The following is a 20,926-nucleotide window of genomic DNA, read 5'->3' on the forward strand; positions in this document are numbered from 1 at the left end:
CCTCAAGCTTAGGGATGCCCCTGGACTTTTCACCCTCCGGACCGCTCCGGTCACCCAGGGCCACTCCGGTGACTCTGAGCCACGCCAGTGACGCTCCGTAAGGGAGCCTCACTCACCCGGCCACACCGGCGGCCGCTTCTCGTTGAACGCCGCGACACCCTCCGCCCGGTCGCCGGAGAAGGCGACGGAACGCCACGCCGCGTCCTCGACCTCCAGGCCGGCCCGCAGGTCGAGGCCGTGCCCCAGCCGCAGCGCCCGCTTGGCCGCGCGCAGCCCGACCGGCGAGTTGGCGGCGATCCGCCCGGCCAGCTCCAGGGCGGCGCCCCGGGCGTCGTCCTCCACCAGTTCGTCGACCAGGCCGAGCCCCGCGGCCTCGGCTGCCGCCACCCGCCGGGCGGTGAACACCAGCTCCGCGGCGCGCGCCGCCCCGACCCGGCGCGGCAGCAGCTGCGTACCGCCGCCGCCGGGGATGACCCCGACGGACACCTCGGGCAGCCCGACGACCGCCGTGGCGTCCGCGACGATAAGGTCGCAGGCCAGCGCCAGCTCGAACCCGCCGCCGAGCGCGAAGCCGTGCACGGCGGCGACGGTCGGCATCGGCAGCTCCAGGACACCGGTGTACGCGGCGCGCGCGGTCGGCCGCTGCCGCACCAGCTCGGCGTCCGTGAAGGAGTTCCGCTCCTTCAGATCGGCGCCCACGCAGAACGCCCGGTCGTGGGACGAGGTCAGCACGGTCACCCGTACGGAACGGTCGGCACCCAGCGCGTCGCACGCGGCACCGATCGAGCGGGCCATCTCCGTCGACACCGCGTTCATGGCCTTGGGCCGGTCGAGCACCAGCTCGGCGACGTACGGCAGCCCCTCGTGACGGCGTACGGCGACGAACTCCCCGAAGCGCCGCTCCGGCGCGGACGCGGCCCCTGGCGCGACATCCGGCGCGGACGCGGACCCCGGCGCGACATCCGGCGCGGATGCGAACGCGGACTCGGACTCGGACTGAGACATCCTGTGACCCTCCCGGTTAACGACCGTTATCTCGTTACCCGGGGATCCTAGGCTCCCGTCGCGACAGCAGCCAGGGTTCGATGACGCCGAGGCCGCGGACCGGCCGCTGCCACATCGGCTGGAGCGCGAACCGGTACGGGGGCGGGGCCTCGCCCTCCTTCTCCGCGCGGGCCGCCTCCTCCGCCGCCTGGGTCTCCGACACGGGCGCCTCCCCCGTACGGGACAGCTCCTCCGCGAACGCCCCGTCCACCAGGACGGCGTCCTTCGGCGCTATCGAGGTGAGCCTGCTCGCCAGGTTCACCGTCGTACCGAACACATCGCCCATGCGCGTGGTGACCGTGCCGAACGCGATACCGACCCGCAGCGCCGGCATCGTCTCGTCGTGGCCGAGGGTCTCGATGAGCCGCAGCGCGATCTCCGCCGCCGTGCCCGCGTCGTCCGCGGCGAACAGCACCTCGTCGCCGAGCGTCTTGATCAGCCGGCCGCCGTGCGCCGCGACCAGGTCGGCGCAGGTCGTCTCGAACGCCTCGACCAGCTCGCCCAGCTCCTCCTCTTCCAGGCGCCGCGTCAGCCGGGTGAAGCCGACCAGGTCGGCGAAGCCGACGGCGAGCCGCCGGTCGACCATCTCGTCGTCGTCGGCGGCCTGCACGACCCTGCCGGTCGCGGCGGCGAGCTGGCGCCGCCACACGTACACCAGGAACTCCTGGAGCTCCGGCAGCAGCAGCTCGACCAGCGGGTAGGTGACCTCGGTGCGGGTCATACCCGGCTCGGGCGGCTCGGTCAGACCCTCCAGGAACGAGTCGATCTGCCACTCGGCGAGCCGCGCCGTGGTCTGGCCGGTGGACCGCGCGACCTGCACGGCCATCGGCTCGCTCAGCAGGCCCGCCTCCACCAGACCGGCCAGCCGGCGCAGCGCCAGCACGTCGGCCTCGGTGAGCGCCTTGGCCTGGCCGATGTCGGCGAAGCCCATGGCCCGCCAGAAGCGGGACGCCAGCTCCATGGACACCCCGGCGGTGCGGGCCGCCTGAAAGGGGGTGTAGCGCCGCTCGGCGCCCAGGATCAGATGCTCCAGACGGATGGCGAGGGGGTTGTCGGTGGGCTCCGCCGTATGGTCGACGACATGGTGGGGGGTGGGGTGTTCCGTTCCGCCCGCGTTCGCGTCGTCGACGGTCACCGGCCGCCTCCTGCCCGTTCCCTGCGCACTGCCCTGCCGATCTGCCGGTCTCCCGCCGGACGGGCCCGGGGGCCCGCACCGGCGAATCGCCTCAACGATACGGCAGGTGTGCCCTGGCTCACGTCCCCGCTGCGCAGCGCGTTCAGCCGGCCGGGCGCAGATGGACGATGTCGCCCGCCCCCACGGACTCCCGGCCGCCGTCCGGGGTGCCCACGACGAGCCGCCCGTCACCGTCGACCGCGACCGCCTCGCCGGTGAGGGCGCGGTCGCCGGGCAGCTCCGCGCGGACGGTGCGGCCGAGAGTGGCGCAGCCCGCCGCGTACGCCTCCTGGAGGCCGCAGGCGGCGGGGTCGCCGTCGACGGCGGTCCACTTGCCGTACCACTCCTCCAGCGACCGCAGGACGGCGCGGAGCAGCGGGTCCCGGTCGGCGCAGACGGCGTTCGCGAGGGCGAGCGACCCGGCGGTCGGCACGGGCAGCTCATCGTCCCGGAGGGTGACGTTGAGACCGAGCCCGACGACGATGCCGTCGGCCCCGGCGCGCTCGGCCAGGATGCCGCCGGTCTTGCGCTCCTCCCCGCCGACCTTCACCAGCAGGTCGTTCGGCCATTTCAGGAACATGTCGACACCGGCCGCCCTGGCGAGTCCGGTGGCGGCGGCGACCCCGGTGAGCAGCGGCAGCCAGGCGAGCCGGTGCGCGGGCACGTCGGGCTTGAGGAGTACGGAGAGGAACAGGCCCGAGCGGGCGGGCGCGGACCAGACGCGGTCGAGCCGCCCACGCCCGCTGGTCTGCTCCTCGGCGACGAGGACGGCGCCCTCGGGGAGCTCGGCGGCCCTGGCGGCGAGATCCGAGTTGGTGGAGCCCGTCGCCGTCACGATGTCCAGGGACGTCCACAGGGAGCCGGGCCGCAGCAGGGCCCGGCGCAGGGCGGTGGCGTTCAGCGGGGGCCGTTCGAGGTCGGTCCAGCGGCTCGCCGGACCGGTCTCCCCGCGTGCCTCCCGACGGGTTCCCCGCCCGTTTCCCGTACCGCTTCCTGGACCATGTGAGGGCGTCATGCAACCCAGCCTAGGTGTGGCAAACACCGCACTGCCGAACGGCATCCCCGCCGATACGCTACGGGCCAGTAGCCAACGAACCCGTGACCACCCGTGACCAGGCAGGGAGCCGCATCCCGATGTCCGAGCGTCAAGAGACCGACATTCACACGACCGCGGGGAAGCTCGCGGATCTGCAGCGCCGTATCGAGGAGGCGACGCACGCGGGCTCCGAGCGTGCCGTCGAGAAGCAGCACGCGAAAGGCAAGCTGACGGCCCGCGAACGGATCGGCCTGCTCCTCGACGAGGGGTCGTTCGTCGAGCTGGACGAGTTCGCGCGGCACCGCTCCACCAACTTCGGCCTGGACAGGAACCGCCCGTACGGCGACGGCGTCGTCACCGGGTACGGCACGGTCGACGGCCGGCCGGTCGCCGTGTTCTCGCAGGACTTCACGGTCTTCGGCGGGGCGCTCGGCGAGACGTTCGGGCAGAAGATCATCAAGGTGATGGACTTCGCCCTGAAGACGGGCTGCCCCGTCATCGGCATCAACGACTCCGGCGGCGCCCGCATCCAGGAGGGCGTCATGGCCCTCGGCATGTACGGCGAGATCTTCCGCCGCAACACCCACGCCTCGGGCGTGATCCCGCAGATCAGCCTGGTCGTCGGGCCGTGCGCGGGCGGTGCGGTCTACTCCCCCGCGATCACCGACTTCACGGTGATGGTCGACCAGACGTCGCACATGTTCATCACGGGCCCCGACGTCATCAAGACGGTGACGGGCGAGGACGTCGGCTTCGAGGAGCTGGGCGGCGCCCGTACGCACAACACCACGTCCGGCGTGGCACACCACATGGCGGGCGACGAGAAGGACGCCATCGAGTACGTCAAGTCGCTGCTGTCGTACCTGCCGTCGAACAACCTGTCCGAGCCGCCGGCCTTCCCGGAGGAGGCGGACCTGGAGGCGACGGACGAGGACCGGGAGCTGGACGTCCTCATCCCGGACTCGGCGAACCAGCCGTACGACATGCACACGGTCATCGAACACGTGCTGGACGACGGCGAGTTCCTGGAGACCCAGGGCATGTTCGCGCCGAACATCCTCACCGGCTTCGGCCGCGTCGAGGGCTTCCCGGTCGGTGTCGTCGCCAACCAGCCGATGCAGTTCGCCGGCTGCCTCGACATCAACGCCAGCGAGAAGGCGGCCCGCTTCGTCCGCACCTGCGACGCCTTCAACATCCCGGTGCTGACCTTCGTCGACGTACCGGGCTTCCTGCCCGGCGTCGACCAGGAGTACGGCGGCATCATCCGGCGCGGCGCCAAGCTCATCTACGCGTACGCCGAGGCCACGGTGCCGCTGATCACGGTGATCACCCGGAAGGCGTTCGGCGGCGCGTACGACGTCATGGGCTCCAAGCACCTCGGCGCCGACCTGAACCTGGCGTGGCCGACCGCGCAGATCGCCGTCATGGGCGCGCAGGGCGCCGTCAACATCCTGCACCGCCGGACGATCGCCGAGGCCGAGGACACCGAGGCCACCCGCGCGCGGCTGATCCAGGAGTACGAGGACGCCCTGCTCAACCCGTACACGGCGGCCGAGCGCGGCTACGTCGACGCCGTGGTCATGCCGTCGGAGACGCGCACGCAGATCGTGAAGGGCCTGCGTCAGCTGCGGACGAAGCGGGAAAGCCTGCCTCCGAAGAAGCACGGCAACATCCCCCTCTAAGGAGCCCCTCATGATCAAGGTCGTACGGGGCAACCCGACCCCGGAGGAGCTGGCCGCCGCACTGGCGGTGGTCCAGGCGCGCGCCGCGGCGACGGCCTCGGCCGGCGCCGAAGGCGCGCCGCCCGTCCCCGAGGGCTGGTCGGACCCGGCGCGCATCGCCCGAGCCCGCCGCCCCCAGCCGGGCCCCCGCTCATGGGCCAGGTCCTACTGGCCGACCTGACCCCGCCGGGTCCGCCCGGGTCCGGCCGGGTCACATCGGTCCCGCCGGGTCCGGCCGGGTCCGCGCCGGCCGGGTCCGTCCCGGTCGGGTCCGGTCGGGTCCGGTCCGGTCCGGTCGGGTCGGGTCGGGTCCGGTCCGGTCCGGTCGGGTCGGGTCGGGTCGGGCCGGGTCCACCTCGGCCGGGTCCGCCCCGGTCCAGTCGGGCCGGGTCCACCTCGGCCGGGTCCGCCCCGGTCCGGTCGTGGAGTGGATCCGGCGCGGACGCGGCCCGCGCCGAGTGCGGGTCCGTCCTGCGGATTAGTCCATTCCTACCGTGGCGCCTGAGTACGGATACTCAGGCGCCACGCCGCTCCGGGCCAGCAGGATCGACCGCATGCTGTGGTCCGATCCGGAGAACGAGCCGCCCAAGGAGATGCGGGACATGCAGGCCATGCTCCGCCGCGCGGGCACGCTCCTGGCGCTCGCCATGGTGATCGCGATGTTCGTCGCGGGCCTGCGCTGACGGCCGCCCCGGCCGCCGCTCCTTCCGTACGATGGCGCCATGACTGCTCAGCGCCGACTCGTGCTCGCCTCCGCGTCCCCCGCCCGCCTCGGACTGCTGCGTCAGGCGGGGCTCGACCCCGAGGTCATCGTCAGCGGCTTCGACGAGGACAAGGTCACCGCCCCCACGCCGGCCGAGCTCGCCCTCGCGCTGGCCGAGGCGAAGGCGTCCCTGGTGGCCGCACGCCCCGAGGTGTCCGGCGCCCTGGTGATCGGCTGCGACTCCGTCCTGGAGCTGGACGGCCAGGCGCTCGGCAAGCCCGCCGACGCGGAGGAGGCCATCGCCCGCTGGAAGGCCATGCGCGGCCGGGTCGGCGTCCTCCAGACCGGCCACTGCGTCCACGACACGGCCAGCAAGCGGTACGCCTCCGGGACCGGGTCCACGCTCGTGCGCTTCGGCGAGCCGACGGACGCCGAGATCGCCGCGTACGTCGCCAGCGGCGAACCCCTCCAGGTGGCGGGCGCGTTCACGCTGGACGGGCGCTCGGCGCCGTTCATCGAGGGCATCGACGGCGACCCCGGCAACGTCATCGGTCTGTCGCTCCCGCTGCTGCGGAGGCTGCTCGGACAGCTCGGCGTGTCGGTCACGGACCTGTGGGTGTGACGGCTCCGTCCGCGTCGCCCGGAGGGCGCGTGGGGGCCGTGCCGGTCGTGTCCGGGGCGGCTCGGTGCCCGGCCTCCGGCGCGTACGCGACGAGGGACAACACCACCAGTGCCAGCATCACCATCATGAAGACGAAGGCCGACCACCCCACCAGCCCCACCGTCACCGCACCCAGCACGCCATGGGTGATCGCGCACGAGATCAGCAGGATCCGCGCCGCCCGGCCCGGCCTGCGGTCCCGCACCCCGGTGATCAGCAGCACCGTGCCGCACACGGCCAGGTAGAGCCCGAACGCACCGCCCATCGCCCAGGTACCCGCGATCATGGCGTCCGGGTCCAGCCCGGCCAGCGACATGCGCTGCCCCGACAGGACGGTCGCGAGGACACCGTGCAGGAGCACCACCCCCACCGCCTCGACGAGCAGGGCGGCACCGGACACGAGGGCGATCGGTCTGCGGGCCACGACGGGTCCCCCTTGGCAGTTACCTGCGGTACGGACGACGCGCAGGCTACTAACGAGTAAACCCTGGGGCAAGGGTCACGACACCGCCGCAAAGAATCACTCGCCCATTCGTAGGGATTCCACAAAGAAACCTGATCGTCCGCTGACCGCGCGGACAGAGACCTTGGCCACACCACAGCGATACTGTGCCGTGAAGAACACCCGCGTACCGTGGCGGGACAAGGGTTTTCGCCGTCCGGACAGACACCGGATCACGCTCCGTGTGGGGAAGCTCACCTGTGGGGCCGGGTCGAAACGCCGTGTCGGCAGTCCCTAAACTCAGCGTGTTTTGGGAAGTCTTCGGCGCGGTGGCCCGTCGAGCACTCCGGGCCGGGATCCGCCGGCCGGGGGTCCGGCCCGCGGCGCAGCCACAACCGGGGGCACTGCCTTCCGGGAAATACAGCAAGGAGGGAGCCATCGTGCGCAAGGTGCTCATCGCCAACCGTGGCGAAATCGCTGTCCGTGTCGCCCGTGCCTGCCGGGACGCCGGGATCGCCAGCGTGGCCGTCTACGCCGACCCGGACCGGGACGCCCTGCACGTCCGTGCCGCGGACGAGGCGTTCGCCCTGGGCGGTGACACCCCGGCCGCCAGCTATCTCGACATGGCCAAGGTGCTCCAGGCGGCCAAGGACTCCGGCGCGGACGCCATCCACCCGGGTTACGGCTTCCTCTCCGAGAACGCGGAGTTCGCGCAGGCCGTACTCGACGCCGGACTGATCTGGATCGGTCCGCCGCCGCAGGCCATCCGCGACCTCGGTGACAAGGTCGCCGCCCGGCACATCGCCCAGCGCGCCGGCGCCCCCCTGGTCGCCGGCACCCCCGACCCGGTGTCCGGCGCCGACGAGGTCGTCGCCTTCGCCGAGGAGAACGGCCTCCCCATCGCGATCAAGGCCGCGTTCGGTGGCGGCGGCCGCGGCCTGAAGGTCGCCCGCACCCTCGAAGAGGTCCCCGAGCTGTACGACTCGGCGGTCCGCGAGGCGGTCGCCGCCTTCGGCCGCGGCGAGTGCTTCGTGGAGCGCTACCTCGACAAGCCGCGCCACGTCGAGACCCAGTGCCTCGCCGACCAGCACGGCAACGTGGTCGTCGTGTCGACGCGTGACTGCTCCCTGCAGCGCCGCCACCAGAAGCTGGTCGAGGAGGCCCCGGCGCCGTTCCTCTCCCCCGAGCAGAACGCGGAGCTCTACCGCGCCTCCAAGGCCATCCTCAAGGAGGCCGGCTACGTCGGCGCCGGCACCGTCGAGTTCCTCGTCGGCATGGACGGCACGATCTCCTTCCTGGAGGTCAACACCCGCCTCCAGGTCGAGCACCCGGTGACCGAGGAGGTCACCGGCATCGACCTCGTCCGCGAGATGTTCCGCATCGCCGACGGCGAGGAGCTCGGCTACGACGACCCGGCCGTGCGGGGCCACTCCTTCGAGTTCCGCATCAACGGCGAGGACCCCGGCCGCAACTTCCTGCCGGCCCCCGGCACCGTCACCACCTTCGCGCCCCCGACCGGCCCCGGCGTCCGGCTCGACGCCGGCGTGGAGTCCGGCAGCGTCATCGGCCCCGCCTGGGACTCCCTCCTCGCCAAGCTGATCGTCAGCGGCGCGACGCGGCAGCAGGCCCTGGAGCGGGCCCGCCGCGCCCTGGCCGAGTTCCAGGTCGAGGGCATGGCGACCGCCATCCCGTTCCACCGTGCCGTCGTCGCCGACCCGGCGTTCACCAGCGATCCGTTCCGGGTCCACACGCGCTGGATCGAGACCGAGTTCGTCAACGAGATCAAGCCGTTCGCCGCGCCGGCCGACGCCGAGGCGGACGAGGAGCCGGGCCGTGAGACCGTCGTCGTCGAGGTCGGCGGCAAGCGCCTGGAGGTCTCCCTGCCGTCGTCGCTGGGCATGAGCCTCGCCCGTACCGGGCTGGCCGCCGGCGCCAAGCCCAAGCGCCGCGCCGCGAAGAAGTCCGGCCCGGCCGCCTCCGGCGACACCCTCGCCTCGCCCATGCAGGGCACCATCGTCAAGGTGGCCGTCGAGGAGGGCCAGGAGGTCAAGGAAGGCGACCTGATCGTCGTCCTGGAGGCCATGAAGATGGAGCAGCCGCTCAACGCCCACCGGGCGGGCACCGTCAAGGGCCTCCTGGCGGAGGTGGGCGCGTCGGTGACGTCCGGCGCGGCGATCTGCGAGATCAAGGACTGACCGGGTTCCGCACCGACCCAGCGAGGGGCCCCCGGGCATACTGCCCGGCGGGCCCCTCGGCCTGTGCCGCCCGATGGCATGCTGGACGTACGGAGCAAGGAGGACAGGCGATGGCGATCACCGGCACCGGTACCGGTACGGCGCCGGGCGGTGCGCCGCGTCCCATGCGGGCCGACGCCCGCCGCAACTACGAACGGCTGCTGAGCGTGGCCCGCGCGGCGTTCGCCGAGCACGGCACGGACGCGTCGCTGGAGGACATCGCGCGCCGCGCGGGGGTCGGCATCGGCACGCTGTACCGGCACTTCCCGAACCGGCACGCGCTGTTGAGCGCGGTGTTCCAGGAGGCGCTCGGGGCGCTGCTGCTGCGCTCGCGGGAACTGGCCGACGCGGACGAGCCGTGCACGGCGCTGGTGGAGTGGCTGCGGGCCATCGTGACGCACGCGGGCGAGTACCGGGGGCTGGCGCGGGCGCTCCTGTCGGCGTCGCACGACACGACGTCGGCCCTGTCGCAGTGCAACGTCCCGCTGCGGGAGGCCGGCGAACGGCTCCTGGTACGGGCGCAGCAGGCGGGGACGGTACGGGCGGACGTGTCGATCGGCGACCTCATGCAGCTGACCAACGCGATCGCCCTCGCCGCCGAACAGGACCCGGCGGACGGGGAGCTGGCGGACCGGCTGCTGAAGCTGACCCTGCGCGGTCTGAAGCCGTAGCGTCGGCGCGGGCCTTGGTTCGGGCGTGATGTCGGGGCCCGTGGGGGGTCGGGGGCCGTGGAGGGCGGGCGTTGGGCCGTCGTACTTCCGCCCGTCGGTGGGTGGGTCGGGGGCCGTGGAGGGTGTGATGTCGGGGCCCGTGGGGGGTCGGGGGCCGTGGGGGGCGGGGGCCGTGGGGGGTCGGGGGCCGTGGGAGGTCGGGTGCCGTGGGGGCGGGCGTTGGGCCGTCGTACTTCCGCCCGTGGGTGGGTGGGTCGGGGGCGTTCCGGGCTCACCTCCTCGGCGTCGGCGGCCTTGGGTGCCGGCTATGGGAGCCGTCGCGTCGCCGCCGACCCCTGCGGGGGCGACCCTCCACGCCCCCTCCCGCCCGGCGGGCGGTCTGGTGGTCCGGCGGACCCGGCCTAGCGGCGGCGGAGGTCGGCGACTCGGGCGCGCTCGGTCGGCTGGGCGTCGGCGCCCGCCAGGGCGCTGCGCAGCTGGGAGCCCGGGTGGCGGCCGCGCTGGCCCGGCAGGGGAACGTCCCTGCGGGGCTGCCGTCCTGGTGGGGCACCGTCGCCGGACGTGGCACCCGGCCCTGATCCGGCCACCGTGACCTGGACTCCCTGGTCGGCGAGGGCCTGGAGCTCCGTGGCCGCCCGGTCGTCGTGCGTGGGCGGCTCGTCGGTGACGAGACGGGTGATCACATCCGTGGGCACCGTCTGGAACATGGTGTCGGTGCCGAGCTTGGTGTGGTCGGCCAGGACGACGACCTCCGCTGCGGCCTGGACCAGTGCCCGGTCCACGCTCGCCGACAGCATGTTGGACGTGGACAGGCCCCGCTCGGCGGTCAGGCCGCTGCCGGACAGGAAGGCCCGGGAGACTCTCAGTCCCTGGAGGGACTGTTCGGCCCCGCTGCCGACCAGCGCGTAGTTGGAGCCGCGCAGGGTGCCACCGGTCATGACGACTTCCACCCGGTTGGCGTGCGCGAGGGCCTGGGCCACCAGCAGCGAATTGGTGACGACGGTCAGGCCGGGTACGCGGGCCAGCCGGCGGGCCAGTTCCTGGGTGGTGGTCCCCGCGCCGACCACGATGGCCTCACCCTCTTCGACGAGGCTCGCGGCGACATCGGCGATGGCCGTCTTCTCGGCGGTCGCGAGATGGGATTTCTGCGGGAAGCCGGACTCTCGCGTGAAACCACCCGGCAGTACCGCACCGCCGTGCCGGCGGTCGAGGAGTCCTTCTGCCTCCAGTGCGCGCACGTCACGCCGTACGGTCACTTCGGAGGTCTGGACGACGCGGGCGAGCTCCCGGAGCGATACCGCCCCGTTGGCGCGCACCATTTCAAGGATCAACTGACGACGTTCTGCAGCGAACACGAAACTGACAGTAACCCCAGCGGCCGATTGTTTGCAGCTGTGCGGGCCGAATCAGAGAAATTGCGAACGAACGGGGCCGCCAAGTGGTATGGGCGGCCCCGTACGTGTGCGCCGGCGATCGCGGGATGACCGGCCGCTGACCGGACCGGGACGATGGATGTCCCGACTTGCCGGGGGTTGCCGGGTGTTGTCCCGGTCTCGGCGGCGGACTAGGACTCGGCTGTCGTCTTCCGGGTGTGCAACTGTCGTGCCACCTCGGCGATCGACCCCGACAGCGAGGGGTACACGGTGAAGGCGTTCGCGATCTGTTCGACCGTCAGGTTGTTGTCGACCGCGATCGAGATGGGGTGGATCAGCTCGCTGGCCCGCGGGGCGACGACACAGCCGCCGACCACGATGCCGGTGCCGGGGCGGCAGAAGATCTTGACGAAGCCATCCCTGATGCCCTGCATCTTGGCGCGCGGGTTGCGCAGCAGCGGCAGCTTGACCATCCGGGCGTCGATCTTGCCCGCGTCGACGTCGGCCTGCGTGTAACCGACCGTGGCGATCTCGGGGTCGGTGAAGACGTTCGACGACACCGTCTTGAGGTTCAGCGGGGCGACCGTCTCGCCGAGGAAGTGGTACATCGCGATCCGGCCCTGCATGGCCGCCACCGAGGCGAGGGCGAACACGCCCGTGACGTCACCGGCCGCGTAGACGCCGGGCGCCGACGTGCGCGAGACCTTGTCGGTCCAGACGTGGCCGGACTCCTTGAGCCGTACGCCGGCCTCCTCCAGGCCCATCCCGGCGGTGTTCGGGATGGCGCCGACCGCCATCAGGCAGTGCGAGCCGGAGATGACCCGGCCGTCGGCGAGGGTCACCTCGACCCGGTCGCCCACCCGCTTGGCGGACTGTGCGCGGGAGCGGGCCATGACGTTCATGCCCCGGCGCCGGAACACGTCCTCCAGGACGGCGGCGGCGTCCGGGTCCTCACCCGGAAGCACCCGGTCGCGGGACGACACGAGGGTGACGCGGGAGCCCAGCGCCTGGTACGCGCCGGCGAACTCCGCTCCCGTGACACCGGAGCCGACCACGATGAGCTCGTCGGGGAGCTCGTCCAGGTCGTACACCTGGGTCCAGTTGAGGATGCGCTCACCGTCCGGCAGGGCGTCCGGGATCTCGCGCGGGTGGCCGCCGGTCGCGATGAGCACGGCGTCGGCGGTGAGGGTCTCCTCGGTGCCGTCGGCGGCGGTGACGACGACCCTCCGGGAGCCGTCCATGGCCTGCTGGCCGTCGAGCCGGCCCCGCCCGCGCATCACGCGGGCGCCCGCCCGGGTGACGGAGGCGGTGATGTCGTGGGACTGGGCCAGCGCCAGGCGCTTCACCCGGCGGTTGACCTTGCCGAGGTCGACACCGACGACCCGGGCGGCCTGCTCCACGTGCGGGGTGTCGTCCGCGACGATGATGCCCAGTTCCTCGTACGAGGAGTCGAAGGTCGTCATCACCTCGGCGGTCGCGATGAGGGTCTTCGAAGGGACGCAGTCCGTCAGGACGGAAGCCCCGCCGAGGCCGTCGCAGTCGACGACGGTCACCTCCGCGCCGAGCTGGGCGCCCACCAGGGCCGCCTCGTATCCGCCGGGTCCGCCACCGATGATCACGATCCGGGTCACTGGGGTTACGCCTCGCGCTCTCGTCACGGCAACCCCGCGAGCCGGTTTCGCCGGGGGTTGAGCTGTCCTCGATGGATGGGAGTACGTACTTCATTGTCCCGCACTGTTCCGTGAGCTTCGCCCCGGGGCCCTCCTACGGGAAACCGGGAGAACAGCGCCCACCCCCGCCCCTCCCGTACCCTCGATCCCATGTCGCTCTACGCCGCGTACGCCGGCAACCTCGACGCGCGGCTGATGACCCGCCGCGCCCCGCACTCCCCGCTGCGCGGTACGGGCTGGCTGAACGGCTGGCGGCTGACGTTCGGGGGCGAGCAGATGGGCTGGGAGGGCGCGCTCGCCACCATCGTGGAGGCGCCGCGTTCCCAGGTCTTCGTCGCGCTGTACGACATCGCCCCGATGGACGAGGACTCGATGGACCGCTGGGAGGGTGTCGGCCTCGACATCTACCGGCGCATGCGGGTACGGGTCGACACCCTGGACGGCGAGGAAGCCGCCTGGGTGTACGTCCTGAACGGCTACGAGGGCGGCCTGCCCTCCGCCCGGTACCTGGGCGAGATCGCCGACGCCGCCGAGTCCGCGGGCGCTCCGCACGACTACGTCATGGAGCTGCGCAAGCGGCCCTGCTAGGGAGCATCCGGCGGAGCGGGGTGGCATCGGCGGCACCGGCGGCGTCCGTGGCACTGGCGGCGTCGGTGGCATCACGGCATCGGTGGCATCGGAGCCGGGTGCGGTCTCCCTCTGGTGAGTCGGCTGGTGCGTGCGCGCGGACGGCGGGGGAACACGACCTGGGCCGGTCGGCCCCGTGGCGTGCCCTGGCGACGCCTTCGGTCGGTCCGCGTCGTCGCTCCGGGCCGTCTCGCCGCCGTGTCACCACCCGTCCGCGCCGCCGCGCGTCGCGTGTCGCCGATCTCGGGACCACCGGCCCCCACAGGGGCCTGTAGGGCGTGACCCGCAGGTCGGAAGGGGTGTTCGTCGGAAACGACAAGACAACGATCGCATGTCCGTCCGCATCGTCATCTACGCGCGTAGGAATTCTCGGGCTACGCTCTTGCGCGTACCGAAAAACTTCCGGGGCGACCCCCGGACCCCCGGCCGGAGCACCGCCGCACCGGGGGCGACGTTCCTTCGCGAGGCGAGACTCTGTGAACGCAACTGCCACCCCGGACCACCTCCAGGGCGACCCCTACGCCGCCGCCGACGCCGCCGCCGCGCGCCTGCGCGAGCTGACCGGCGCCGAGACCCATGACGTCGTCCTCGTGATGGGCTCCGGCTGGGCGCCCGCCGTCGACGCCCTCGGCGCCCCCGAGGTCGAGCTGCCGGTCACCGAGCTGCCCGGCTTCCCGCCGCCGGCCGTCGCCGGCCACGGCGGCAAGATCCGCTCGTACCGGATCGGCGACAAGCGCGCGCTGGTCTTCCTCGGCCGCACGCACTACTACGAGGGCCGGGGCGTCGCCGCCGTCGCCCACGGCGTCCGCACCGCCGTCGCTGCGGGCTGCAAGACCGTCGTGCTCACCAACGGCTGCGGCGGTCTGCGCGAGGGCATGCGCCCCGGCCAGCCGGTCCTGATCAGCGACCACCTGAACCTCACGGCCGCGTCCCCGATCGTCGGCGCGAACTTCGTCGACCTGACCGACCTGTACTCGCCGCGGCTGCGCGCGCTGTGCAAGGAGGTCGACGCGACGCTGGAGGAGGGCGTGTACGTCCAGTTCCCCGGCCCGCACTACGAGACCCCGGCCGAGATCAACATGGTCCGCGTGCTCGGCGGCGACCTCGTCGGCATGTCGACCGTCCTGGAGGCCATCGCGGCCCGCGAGGCCGGCGCCGAGGTCCTGGGCATCTCGCTCGTCACCAATCTGGCCGCGGGCCTCTCGGGTGAGCCGCTGAACCACGAGGAGGTCCTCCAGGCCGGCCGCGACTCGGCCGCGCGCATGGGCCAGCTGCTGGCCCGGGTGCTGGAGCGGATCTGACCCATCCGGCCCACCGCGGCGCGGCGCCCCGGGACGGGGCCGCCCGCACCGCCCCCGGGGCACCGGTGCTTCGGCGCCGGTGCCGAAGCCGGTAACGGTGCCGGTGCCGTACCGCCGGTGCCGTGCCGCCGGATTCCGGGTACACGTGACCGGACGTTCGTGATCGGCGGTCCTTGATCGGTCGATCGGTCGATCGGTCGTTGGTGATCCGTCGGTGGTGATCGGCCGTTCGTGATCGTTCGATGGTGATCCGTCGATGGTGATCGGCCGTTCGTGACCGGCGGTTCGTGACCGGCGGTACGTGACCGGCGGTACGTGACCGGCCGTTCGTGACCGGGCGTCCGCACGATCCCGCCACCGGACCCGGCGGGGACCCGGCGGTCCCCGCCGACCAGAGACTCGTACGACTTCCAGAGAGGCAGACCACCGTGCAGCAGAATCCGCAGGCCCTCGTCGCACAGGCGGAGGCGTGGCTGGCCGAGGACCCGGACGCCGAGACCCGCGACGAACTCGCGCGGCTCCTCGCGGCCGAGGACCTCGACGAACTCGCCGCGCGGTTCAGCGGAACGCTCCAGTTCGGTACGGCAGGACTCCGCGGCGAACTGGGCGCGGGGCCCATGCGGATGAACCGTTCGGTGGTCATCCGGGCGGCGGCCGGCCTCGCGGGCTACCTGCGGGCGAAGGGGCAGACCGGCGGACTCGTCGTCATCGGCTACGACGCCCGCTACAAGTCGGCCGACTTCGCCCGTGACACCGCCGCCGTGATGGTCGGCGCCGGGCTGCGCGCCGCCGTGCTGCCCCACCCGCTGCCGACGCCCGTCCTGGCGTACGCCATAAGGCACCTGGGCGCCGTCGCCGGTGTCGAGGTGACCGCCAGCCACAACCCGCCGCGCGACAACGGCTACAAGGTCTACCTGGGCGACGGCTCGCAGATCGTGCCGCCCGCCGACGCCGAGATCGCCGCGGAGATCGCCGCCGTGCGCTCGCTGCGCGACGTGCCGCGTGCCGAGAGCGGCTGGGAGACGCTCGGCGACGAGGTCCTGGACGCCTATCTGGCGCGTACGGACGCGGTGCTGACCAGCGGCTCCCCCCGGACCGCGAACGTCGTCTACACGGCCATGCACGGCGTCGGCAAGGACGTCGTCCTCGCGGCGTTCGCGCGGGCCGGATTCCCGGCGCCCGTCCTCGTCGAGGAGCAGGCCGAGCCCGACCCGGCGTTCCCGACCGTCGCGTTCCCCAACCCGGAGGAGCCCGGCGCCATGGACCTGGCGTTCGCCCGGGCGCGCGAGGTCCAGCCGGACATCGTCATCGCCAACGACCCGGACGCCGACCGCTGCGCCGTCGCCGTCCCGGACGACACGGCGGACGGCGGCTGGCGGATGCTGCGCGGCGACGAGGTCGGCGCGCTGCTCGCCGAGCACCTCGTCCACAAGGGCGCCACGGGCGTCTTCGCGGAGTCGATCGTGTCGTCGTCGCTGCTGGGGCGGATCGCCGAGGCGGCCGGACTCGGGTACGAGGAGACGCTCACCGGGTTCAAGTGGATCGCCCGCGTGGACGGCCTGCGGTACGGGTACGAGGAGGCCCTCGGCTACTGCGTCGACCCCGAGGGCGTACGCGACAAGGACGGCATCACCGCCGCGCTGCTCGTCACCGAACTCGCCTCGGAGCTGAAGGAGCAGGGCCGCAGCCTCTCCGACCTGCTGGACGACCTGGCCGTCTCCCACGGGCTGCACGCCACCGACCAGCTGTCCGTCCGGGTGGAGGACCTCGGCGTCATCGCCGACGCCATGCGCCGGCTGCGCGAGGTCCCGCCGGCGAAGCTCGCCGGGCTGACCGTCGTGTCCGCCGAGGACCTCACGCGCGGCGCGGGACAGCTGCCGCCCACGGACGGTCTGCGGTACCACCTCGACGGCGAGTTCAAGGCCCGCGTCATCGTGCGGCCGAGCGGCACGGAGCCGAAGCTCAAGTGCTACCTGGAGGTCGTCGTCCCGGTCGCCGACGCGACCGAGCTCGCGGGGGCACGCGGGCGCGCCGCGCAGGTACTCGCCGGGATCAAGCGGGACCTGGCGGCGTCGGCCGGCATCTGAGGCGCCGCCCCGCGCACTGTCGAAGCCCGTACGGAACAACGCGCTGTTCCGTACGGGCTAATCTGCGCCCGGACCTCACGCCGCCTCCTTCGCCGACGGCGGCCGGTGCGCGAGGCTGTCAGCGCATGCCGAGCCACGCCCTCCGGCGCCCGGGGCCGGAACCGGGACCCGGTCCGGGCCGGGTCCCGGTTCCGGCCGTTCGGGCCACAAGCCCGTGCCCCGCCGTCGGTCCCCGCCCGGACCGGACCACGCGCCCAAGGCCCCGGACGGACGGTGCCGTGCCCCTGCCCGGACCGGGACCGGGCAGAGTCACGGCCCGACCCGACGAGGCCCGCGTCTGGTCCCGGCCTGGGCACGGTCCAGGTAGACCAGGTCCGGTCGGCCGGACCGGATCGGATCGGTCCGGCTGGGTTGGGCCGGTCCGGTCGGTCGTATCGGTCCGGTCGGGTTGGGGCGGTCCGATCGGTCGAGTCGGTGCGGTTCGGTCGGGTCGGTGCGGTTCGGTCGGGTCGGTCGCGTCGGGTTGGTCGGCTCGGATCAGGTCGAGTTGCGTCGGGCCTGGTCGATCCGGTCCGGGTCGGTCCAGTCGGGGTGGTCGGGTCCGATCAGGTCGAGTTGCGTCAGGTCGATCCGGTTCGGGTCGGTCGGTCTGGTCTGGGTCGGCCCGGACGGGCGGTCGGCTCGGATCAGGCCGGTCTGGTCGGGTGTGTCGAGCCGGTCGGGTCCGGTCGGTCCAGGCGGATCAGGTGGATCCGGTTGGGGTCGGTCTGGTCTGGGTCGGTCCAGTCGGTCCGTCCGGGAAGGGCGGTCGGGTCGGATCAGGGGCCGGTCGTATCGGGATCGGTCGGATCAGGTCGGCCGGGTTTCTGGCCCGGAGTTCACGCCCCGGGCCTTCGCGACGCCACGAGCCTCTGGGAGCCGCCCCGTGCCGCCGGTGATCACCGAACGCCCTACCGTCCCCGCCTCACGGCGCCCGCCGCCGGCGAGGACCCGTACGGCCGGGGCGCGGACCGTGACGTCGCTGCGGCATGCGGCTCCCGCGTTGCTCGGCTATCTGGCGGTACGGCTCTGCGGGCTGTTCGTGCTGGCCCGCTGGGCCCACCTGAAGCACCACGGTGTCTGGCCGGCGCTCGCCACCTCCTGGGACTCCAACTGGTATCTGGGCATCGCCGACCACGGGTACCAGGACAGCCTCGGCACCGAGATGGACTCCAACAACCTGGCGTTCTTCCCGCTCTACCCGCTGCTGATCAAGGTGGTGGCGGGCGTCACGCCCGGGTCGCGGGCCTCGGTGGGCCTCGTTCTCGCCGTGCTGTGCTCGCTGGTCGCCGCGTGGGGCGTCTTCGCGGTCGGCGACCGTCTGTACGGGCGGCGCACCGGCACGGTGCTGGCCGTGCTGTGGGGGGCGCTGCCGGTGGGGGTCGTGCAGTGGATGGGGTACACCGAGTCGCTGTTCACGGCGCTCGCCGCGTGGGCGCTGTACGCGGTGCTCACCGGCCGCTGGGCGTGGGCCGCGGGGCTGGCGGTGGCGGCGGGCCTGACCCGGCCGACGGGCGTCGCCCTCGCGGCGGCGGTGACGGTGGCGGGCCTGGTCGCGGCGGTCCGGCGGGGCGACAGGGCGGCGCTGGCGGCCGCGGTGGCGGCGCCGCTCGGCTGGCTGGGGTACGTGGCGTGGGTCGGGGTCCGGGTCGGCCGTTGGGACGGGTACTTCGCGGTGCAGCGGCTGTGGCGCAACGAGTGGGACGGCGGTGCGGACACCCTGCGCGAGATGCGGGAGCTTCTGGCGTACGACCGGACGCCGCAGCTGTTCCTGGTGCTCGTGTCGGTGACGCTCGTGGTGTCGGCGGGGCTGTACGTGCTGTGCGTCGCCGACCGGCAGCCGGTCGCGCTGCTGGTGTTCTCGGGTGTGCTGCTGGTGGTGGCGCTGGGCAGCGGCGGCGTGTACTTCCCGCGCGCCCGCTTCCTGCTGCCGGGGTTCCCCCTGCTGTTGCCGTTGGCGCTGGGGGTGGCCCGCGCGACGCCGAGGGTGGCCGCGCTCGCGTTGGTCGCCGCGACGCTGATGTCGGCCTGGGCGGGCGGCTACATGCTGCTGACCTGGGCCGGGCCCCCGTAGGCCCGTGGTGGGTCGGTGCCGCTCCGGGCTCACCTCCTCGGCGTCGGCGGGCTCGGGCCCCGGTCTTCGCGCCGTCACGGACCCGCCGACGCCTGCGGGGGCGACCCTGCACGGCCCCTCCCGCCGTACGACGAATCACGCCGGGCGTGCCTCGGCGGGGGTGGGTGGCCGAGGGCCGTTCGGGTTGCGGGTCGGTGGGTGGGTGCGGAGCCCGTATGCCACTGGTTGGGGTGGGGTGGGGTGGGAGGGGTGGTCCGTGTGGGGGTGCCGGGCCCGTATGCCACTGGGTGGGGTGGAGGGGTGGTGCGTGTGGGGGGGTGCCGGGCCCGTATGCCACTCGGTGGGGGTGGGCCGAGGCGGGGTCAGCCGGTGGCGAGGAGCGTTGCCAGGGCGATCGCGCCCACGACCGCCGGGGCGATGATCTCGTACGCCCACGTCACCGTCGGCTCGCCCTTCGCCGTCGGGCGGGTGGCGCCGGTCTCGGCGAGTTCACGGAGTTCCTGGACGGTTCGGTCCGCGTCCGCCGGGGTGGTCTTCTTGCCGCGGGCGGCGAGCTTGCGTTCGCGCAGGGACACCGGGACCGACCAGAGCTGGTACTTCGTGCCGTCCTCGATGACGGCCTCGGTCGAGTACTGCGCCCGCAGCGTCACGACGCTGGACCAGGGCAGCACGATCGTGCGGAACGGGTTGCGCACCCGCATCCGGTCGTCGTTCGCGAACACCGCGGGACGGAAGGTGAACGCGACGACGAGCGGCACCACCAGCAGCAGCGTGGCGACGGCCAGCAGCTTCGTACGGCCCTCGCCCCGGATCAGCGCGTCGCCACCCATCCACAGCGCGAGGGCGAGCAGCAGGGCGCCGCCCACCATCGCGAGCGGGGACCGGTAGACGCGGTCCGCGTACGTGGGCTCCGAGGGCTTGTCCGGCTGCTCAGGGGATGTCATGCGGCCGATTGTGCCTCACGCCCCGACGGCACCGGGGGCCCGCCCCGGCAGGTCGGGGGCGGGCGTTTCGCAACCGTTGTCGTTGAGGGCTGTACAGGCAGCTACGCGCGTAGATATGCTGATCTGGTGACCATGCCCTCCCCCAAGCTCTCGACTCCGCTCGAGCAGGGCGGTGCCCGCACCGCTCCCGCATTCGCTGACGTGACCGCGTCCGACAGCACACTGCGCCGGTTCCTCCACGGGCTGCCCGGTGTGGATGCCGTCGGCCTGGAAGCGCGCGCCGCGTCCCTCGCAACCCGTTCGATCAAGACGACGGCCAAGGCGTACGCCATCGACCTGGCCATCTCGATGATCGACCTGACGACCCTCGAAGGGGCGGACACCCCGGGCAAGGTCCGGGCGCTCGCCGCCAAGGCCGTCCACCCCGACCCGATCGACCGCACCACTCCGCGCACCGCGGCCGTGTGCGTCTATCCCGACATGGTGGCCACCGCGAAGGCGGCCCTGGCGGGCACGGACGTGAAGGTCGCCTCCGTCGCCACCGCCTTCCCGGCGGGCCGCGCGGCGCTCGCCGTGAAGCTCGCGGACGTCCATGACGCCGTCGAGGCGGGCGCGGACGAGATCGACATGGTGATCGACCGGGGCGCGTTCCTCACGGGCGGCTACCTGAAGGTCTACGAGGAGATCCGCGCCGTGAAGGAGGCGTGCGGCGCCGCCCGGCTGAAGGTCATCTTCGAGACCGGCGAGCTCTCGACGTACGACAACATCCGCCGCGCCTCCTGGCTCGGCATGATGGCCGGCGCCGACTTCATCAAGACCTCGACCGGCAAGGTCGCGGTCAACGCCACTCCCGCCAACACGCTGCTCATGCTGGAGGCCGTGCGCGACTTCCGGGCGCAGACGGGTATCCAGGTGGGTGTGAAGCCCGCGGGCGGGATTCGTACGACCAAGGACGCGATCAAGTTCCTCGTCCTGGTCAACGAGACCGTCGGCGAGGACTGGCTGGACAACCACTGGTTCCGGTTCGGCGCGTCGAGCCTGCTGAACGACCTGCTGATGCAGCGTCAGAAGCTGGCCACCGGACGTTACTCCGGTCCCGACTACGTGACGGTGGACTGATTCAAC

Annotated in this window: 17 protein-coding genes and 1 pseudogene; 11 read left to right on the forward strand and 7 right to left on the reverse strand. The window is 72.9% G+C overall.

What is annotated here, in order from left to right; all coding sequences use genetic code 11:
* Window positions 1-108 precede the first annotated feature (108 nt).
* The 3 genes from ACGF5U_RS09430 to ACGF5U_RS09440 all read right to left on the reverse strand — a co-directional run bounded on the left by ACGF5U_RS09430 (window position 109) and on the right by ACGF5U_RS09440 (window position 3,233).
* Entirely contained in the window at window positions 109-1,005 is an 897-nt protein-coding gene (locus ACGF5U_RS09430; protein ID WP_392712236.1) for an enoyl-CoA hydratase/isomerase family protein, read from the reverse strand.
* A 34-nt stretch (window positions 1,006-1,039) separates the two neighbouring features.
* Complete coding sequence (locus tag ACGF5U_RS09435) at window positions 1,040-2,179, reverse strand: adenylate/guanylate cyclase domain-containing protein (protein WP_392712235.1); 1,140 nt, start codon at window positions 2,177-2,179, stop codon at window positions 1,040-1,042.
* 142 nt (window positions 2,180-2,321) lie between these two features.
* Window positions 2,322-3,233 (reverse strand): biotin--[acetyl-CoA-carboxylase] ligase, encoded by a 912-nt coding sequence (locus ACGF5U_RS09440; RefSeq protein ID WP_392712233.1) that lies wholly within the window; start codon window positions 3,231-3,233, stop codon window positions 2,322-2,324.
* Between the two features lie 119 nt (window positions 3,234-3,352).
* Between ACGF5U_RS09440 and ACGF5U_RS09445 the strand changes: the two genes are divergently transcribed.
* From ACGF5U_RS09445 to ACGF5U_RS09460, 4 genes are all read left to right on the forward strand, one after another.
* Window positions 3,353-4,936 (forward strand): acyl-CoA carboxylase subunit beta, encoded by a 1,584-nt coding sequence (locus ACGF5U_RS09445; RefSeq protein WP_392712232.1) that lies wholly within the window; start codon window positions 3,353-3,355, stop codon window positions 4,934-4,936.
* 10 nt (window positions 4,937-4,946) lie between these two features.
* Window positions 4,947-5,156, forward strand: a complete 210-nt coding sequence (locus tag ACGF5U_RS09450; RefSeq protein WP_392712231.1) for an acyl-CoA carboxylase epsilon subunit — start codon at window positions 4,947-4,949, stop codon at window positions 5,154-5,156.
* Window positions 5,157-5,529: 373 nt separating this feature from the next.
* Window positions 5,530-5,658: a morphogenic membrane protein MmpB gene (gene mmpB, locus ACGF5U_RS09455; RefSeq protein ID WP_392712229.1), complete on the forward strand. Its 129-nt coding sequence runs from the start codon at window positions 5,530-5,532 to the stop codon at window positions 5,656-5,658.
* Between the two features lie 39 nt (window positions 5,659-5,697).
* Entirely contained in the window at window positions 5,698-6,300 is a 603-nt protein-coding gene (locus tag ACGF5U_RS09460; protein ID WP_392712228.1) for a Maf family protein, read from the forward strand.
* Here the strand turns inward: ACGF5U_RS09460 and ACGF5U_RS09465 are convergent.
* Complete coding sequence (locus ACGF5U_RS09465; RefSeq protein WP_392712227.1) at window positions 6,281-6,763, reverse strand: hypothetical protein; 483 nt, start codon at window positions 6,761-6,763, stop codon at window positions 6,281-6,283. The genes ACGF5U_RS09460 and ACGF5U_RS09465 overlap by 20 nt on opposite strands.
* Window positions 6,764-7,221: 458 nt before the next feature.
* Here ACGF5U_RS09465 and ACGF5U_RS09470 point away from each other — a divergent pair, with 458 nt between their 5' ends.
* Together ACGF5U_RS09470 and ACGF5U_RS09475 are read left to right on the forward strand one after the other, a co-directional pair.
* Window positions 7,222-8,976, forward strand: coding sequence for an acetyl/propionyl/methylcrotonyl-CoA carboxylase subunit alpha (locus ACGF5U_RS09470; RefSeq protein WP_392712226.1), 1,755 nt, complete (start codon window positions 7,222-7,224; stop codon window positions 8,974-8,976).
* A gap of 110 nt (window positions 8,977-9,086) precedes the next feature.
* Window positions 9,087-9,686 carry a TetR/AcrR family transcriptional regulator gene (locus tag ACGF5U_RS09475; RefSeq protein ID WP_392712225.1) on the forward strand — a complete coding sequence of 200 codons (600 nt, stop codon included), beginning with the start codon at window positions 9,087-9,089 and terminating at the stop codon, window positions 9,684-9,686.
* A 401-nt stretch (window positions 9,687-10,087) separates the two neighbouring features.
* On the opposite strand, the gene ACGF5U_RS09480 is transcribed toward ACGF5U_RS09475, so the two are convergent.
* A complete protein-coding gene (locus tag ACGF5U_RS09480) occupies window positions 10,088-11,041 on the reverse strand; it encodes a DeoR/GlpR family DNA-binding transcription regulator (protein ID WP_392712224.1) in 954 nt (317 codons plus the stop codon).
* 209 nt (window positions 11,042-11,250) lie between these two features.
* Window positions 11,251-12,726 (reverse strand): annotated as a pseudogene (locus ACGF5U_RS09485) (NAD(P)H-quinone dehydrogenase); the annotation flags it as partial.
* 153 nt (window positions 12,727-12,879) lie between these two features.
* Here ACGF5U_RS09485 and ACGF5U_RS09490 point away from each other — a divergent pair.
* From ACGF5U_RS09490 to ACGF5U_RS09505, 4 genes are all read left to right on the forward strand, one after another.
* Entirely contained in the window at window positions 12,880-13,317 is a 438-nt protein-coding gene (locus ACGF5U_RS09490; protein WP_392712223.1) for a gamma-glutamylcyclotransferase, read from the forward strand.
* Between the two features lie 515 nt (window positions 13,318-13,832).
* The gene (locus tag ACGF5U_RS09495) at window positions 13,833-14,657 is read left to right on the forward strand and encodes a purine-nucleoside phosphorylase (RefSeq protein WP_392712222.1); all 825 of its coding nucleotides are present in this window, start codon (window positions 13,833-13,835) and stop codon (window positions 14,655-14,657) included.
* 428 nt (window positions 14,658-15,085) lie between these two features.
* Window positions 15,086-16,744, forward strand: a complete 1,659-nt coding sequence (locus tag ACGF5U_RS09500) for a phospho-sugar mutase (protein WP_392712220.1) — start codon at window positions 15,086-15,088, stop codon at window positions 16,742-16,744.
* A 925-nt stretch (window positions 16,745-17,669) separates the two neighbouring features.
* Window positions 17,670-18,857, forward strand: coding sequence for a hypothetical protein (locus ACGF5U_RS09505; protein ID WP_392712219.1), 1,188 nt, complete (start codon window positions 17,670-17,672; stop codon window positions 18,855-18,857).
* Between the two features lie 362 nt (window positions 18,858-19,219).
* Here ACGF5U_RS09505 and ACGF5U_RS09510 read toward each other — a convergent pair whose 3' ends face one another.
* Window positions 19,220-19,801, reverse strand: coding sequence for a PH domain-containing protein (locus ACGF5U_RS09510; RefSeq protein ID WP_392712218.1), 582 nt, complete (start codon window positions 19,799-19,801; stop codon window positions 19,220-19,222).
* A 132-nt stretch (window positions 19,802-19,933) separates the two neighbouring features.
* On the opposite strand from ACGF5U_RS09510, the gene deoC reads away from it, so the two are divergent.
* Entirely contained in the window at window positions 19,934-20,920 is a 987-nt protein-coding gene (gene deoC / locus ACGF5U_RS09515) for a deoxyribose-phosphate aldolase (protein ID WP_392712636.1), read from the forward strand.
* Window positions 20,921-20,926: the final 6 nt, after the last annotated feature.

The organism is Streptomyces sp. NPDC047886 (genome assembly GCF_043204435.1).
Lineage (GTDB): Bacteria > Actinomycetota > Actinomycetes > Streptomycetales > Streptomycetaceae > Streptomyces.

Bases quoted from the DNA above. Each gene is read 5' to 3' on its own strand.
- deoC (WP_392712636.1), top strand. From the start codon at position 19,934: ATGCCCTCCCCCAAGCTCTCGACTCCGCTCGAGCAGGGCGGTGCCCGC.
- ACGF5U_RS09440 (WP_392712233.1), bottom strand. From the start codon at position 3,233: ATGACGCCCTCACATGGTCCAGGAAGCGGTACGGGAAACGGGCGGGGA.
- ACGF5U_RS09475 (WP_392712225.1), top strand. From the start codon at position 9,087: ATGGCGATCACCGGCACCGGTACCGGTACGGCGCCGGGCGGTGCGCCG.
- ACGF5U_RS09460 (WP_392712228.1), top strand. From the start codon at position 5,698: ATGACTGCTCAGCGCCGACTCGTGCTCGCCTCCGCGTCCCCCGCCCGC.
- ACGF5U_RS09450 (WP_392712231.1), top strand. From the start codon at position 4,947: ATGATCAAGGTCGTACGGGGCAACCCGACCCCGGAGGAGCTGGCCGCC.
- mmpB (WP_392712229.1), top strand. From the start codon at position 5,530: ATGCTGTGGTCCGATCCGGAGAACGAGCCGCCCAAGGAGATGCGGGAC.
- ACGF5U_RS09510 (WP_392712218.1), bottom strand. From the start codon at position 19,801: ATGACATCCCCTGAGCAGCCGGACAAGCCCTCGGAGCCCACGTACGCG.
- ACGF5U_RS09445 (WP_392712232.1), top strand. From the start codon at position 3,353: ATGTCCGAGCGTCAAGAGACCGACATTCACACGACCGCGGGGAAGCTC.
- ACGF5U_RS09430 (WP_392712236.1), bottom strand. From the start codon at position 1,005: ATGTCTCAGTCCGAGTCCGAGTCCGCGTTCGCATCCGCGCCGGATGTC.
- ACGF5U_RS09490 (WP_392712223.1), top strand. From the start codon at position 12,880: ATGTCGCTCTACGCCGCGTACGCCGGCAACCTCGACGCGCGGCTGATG.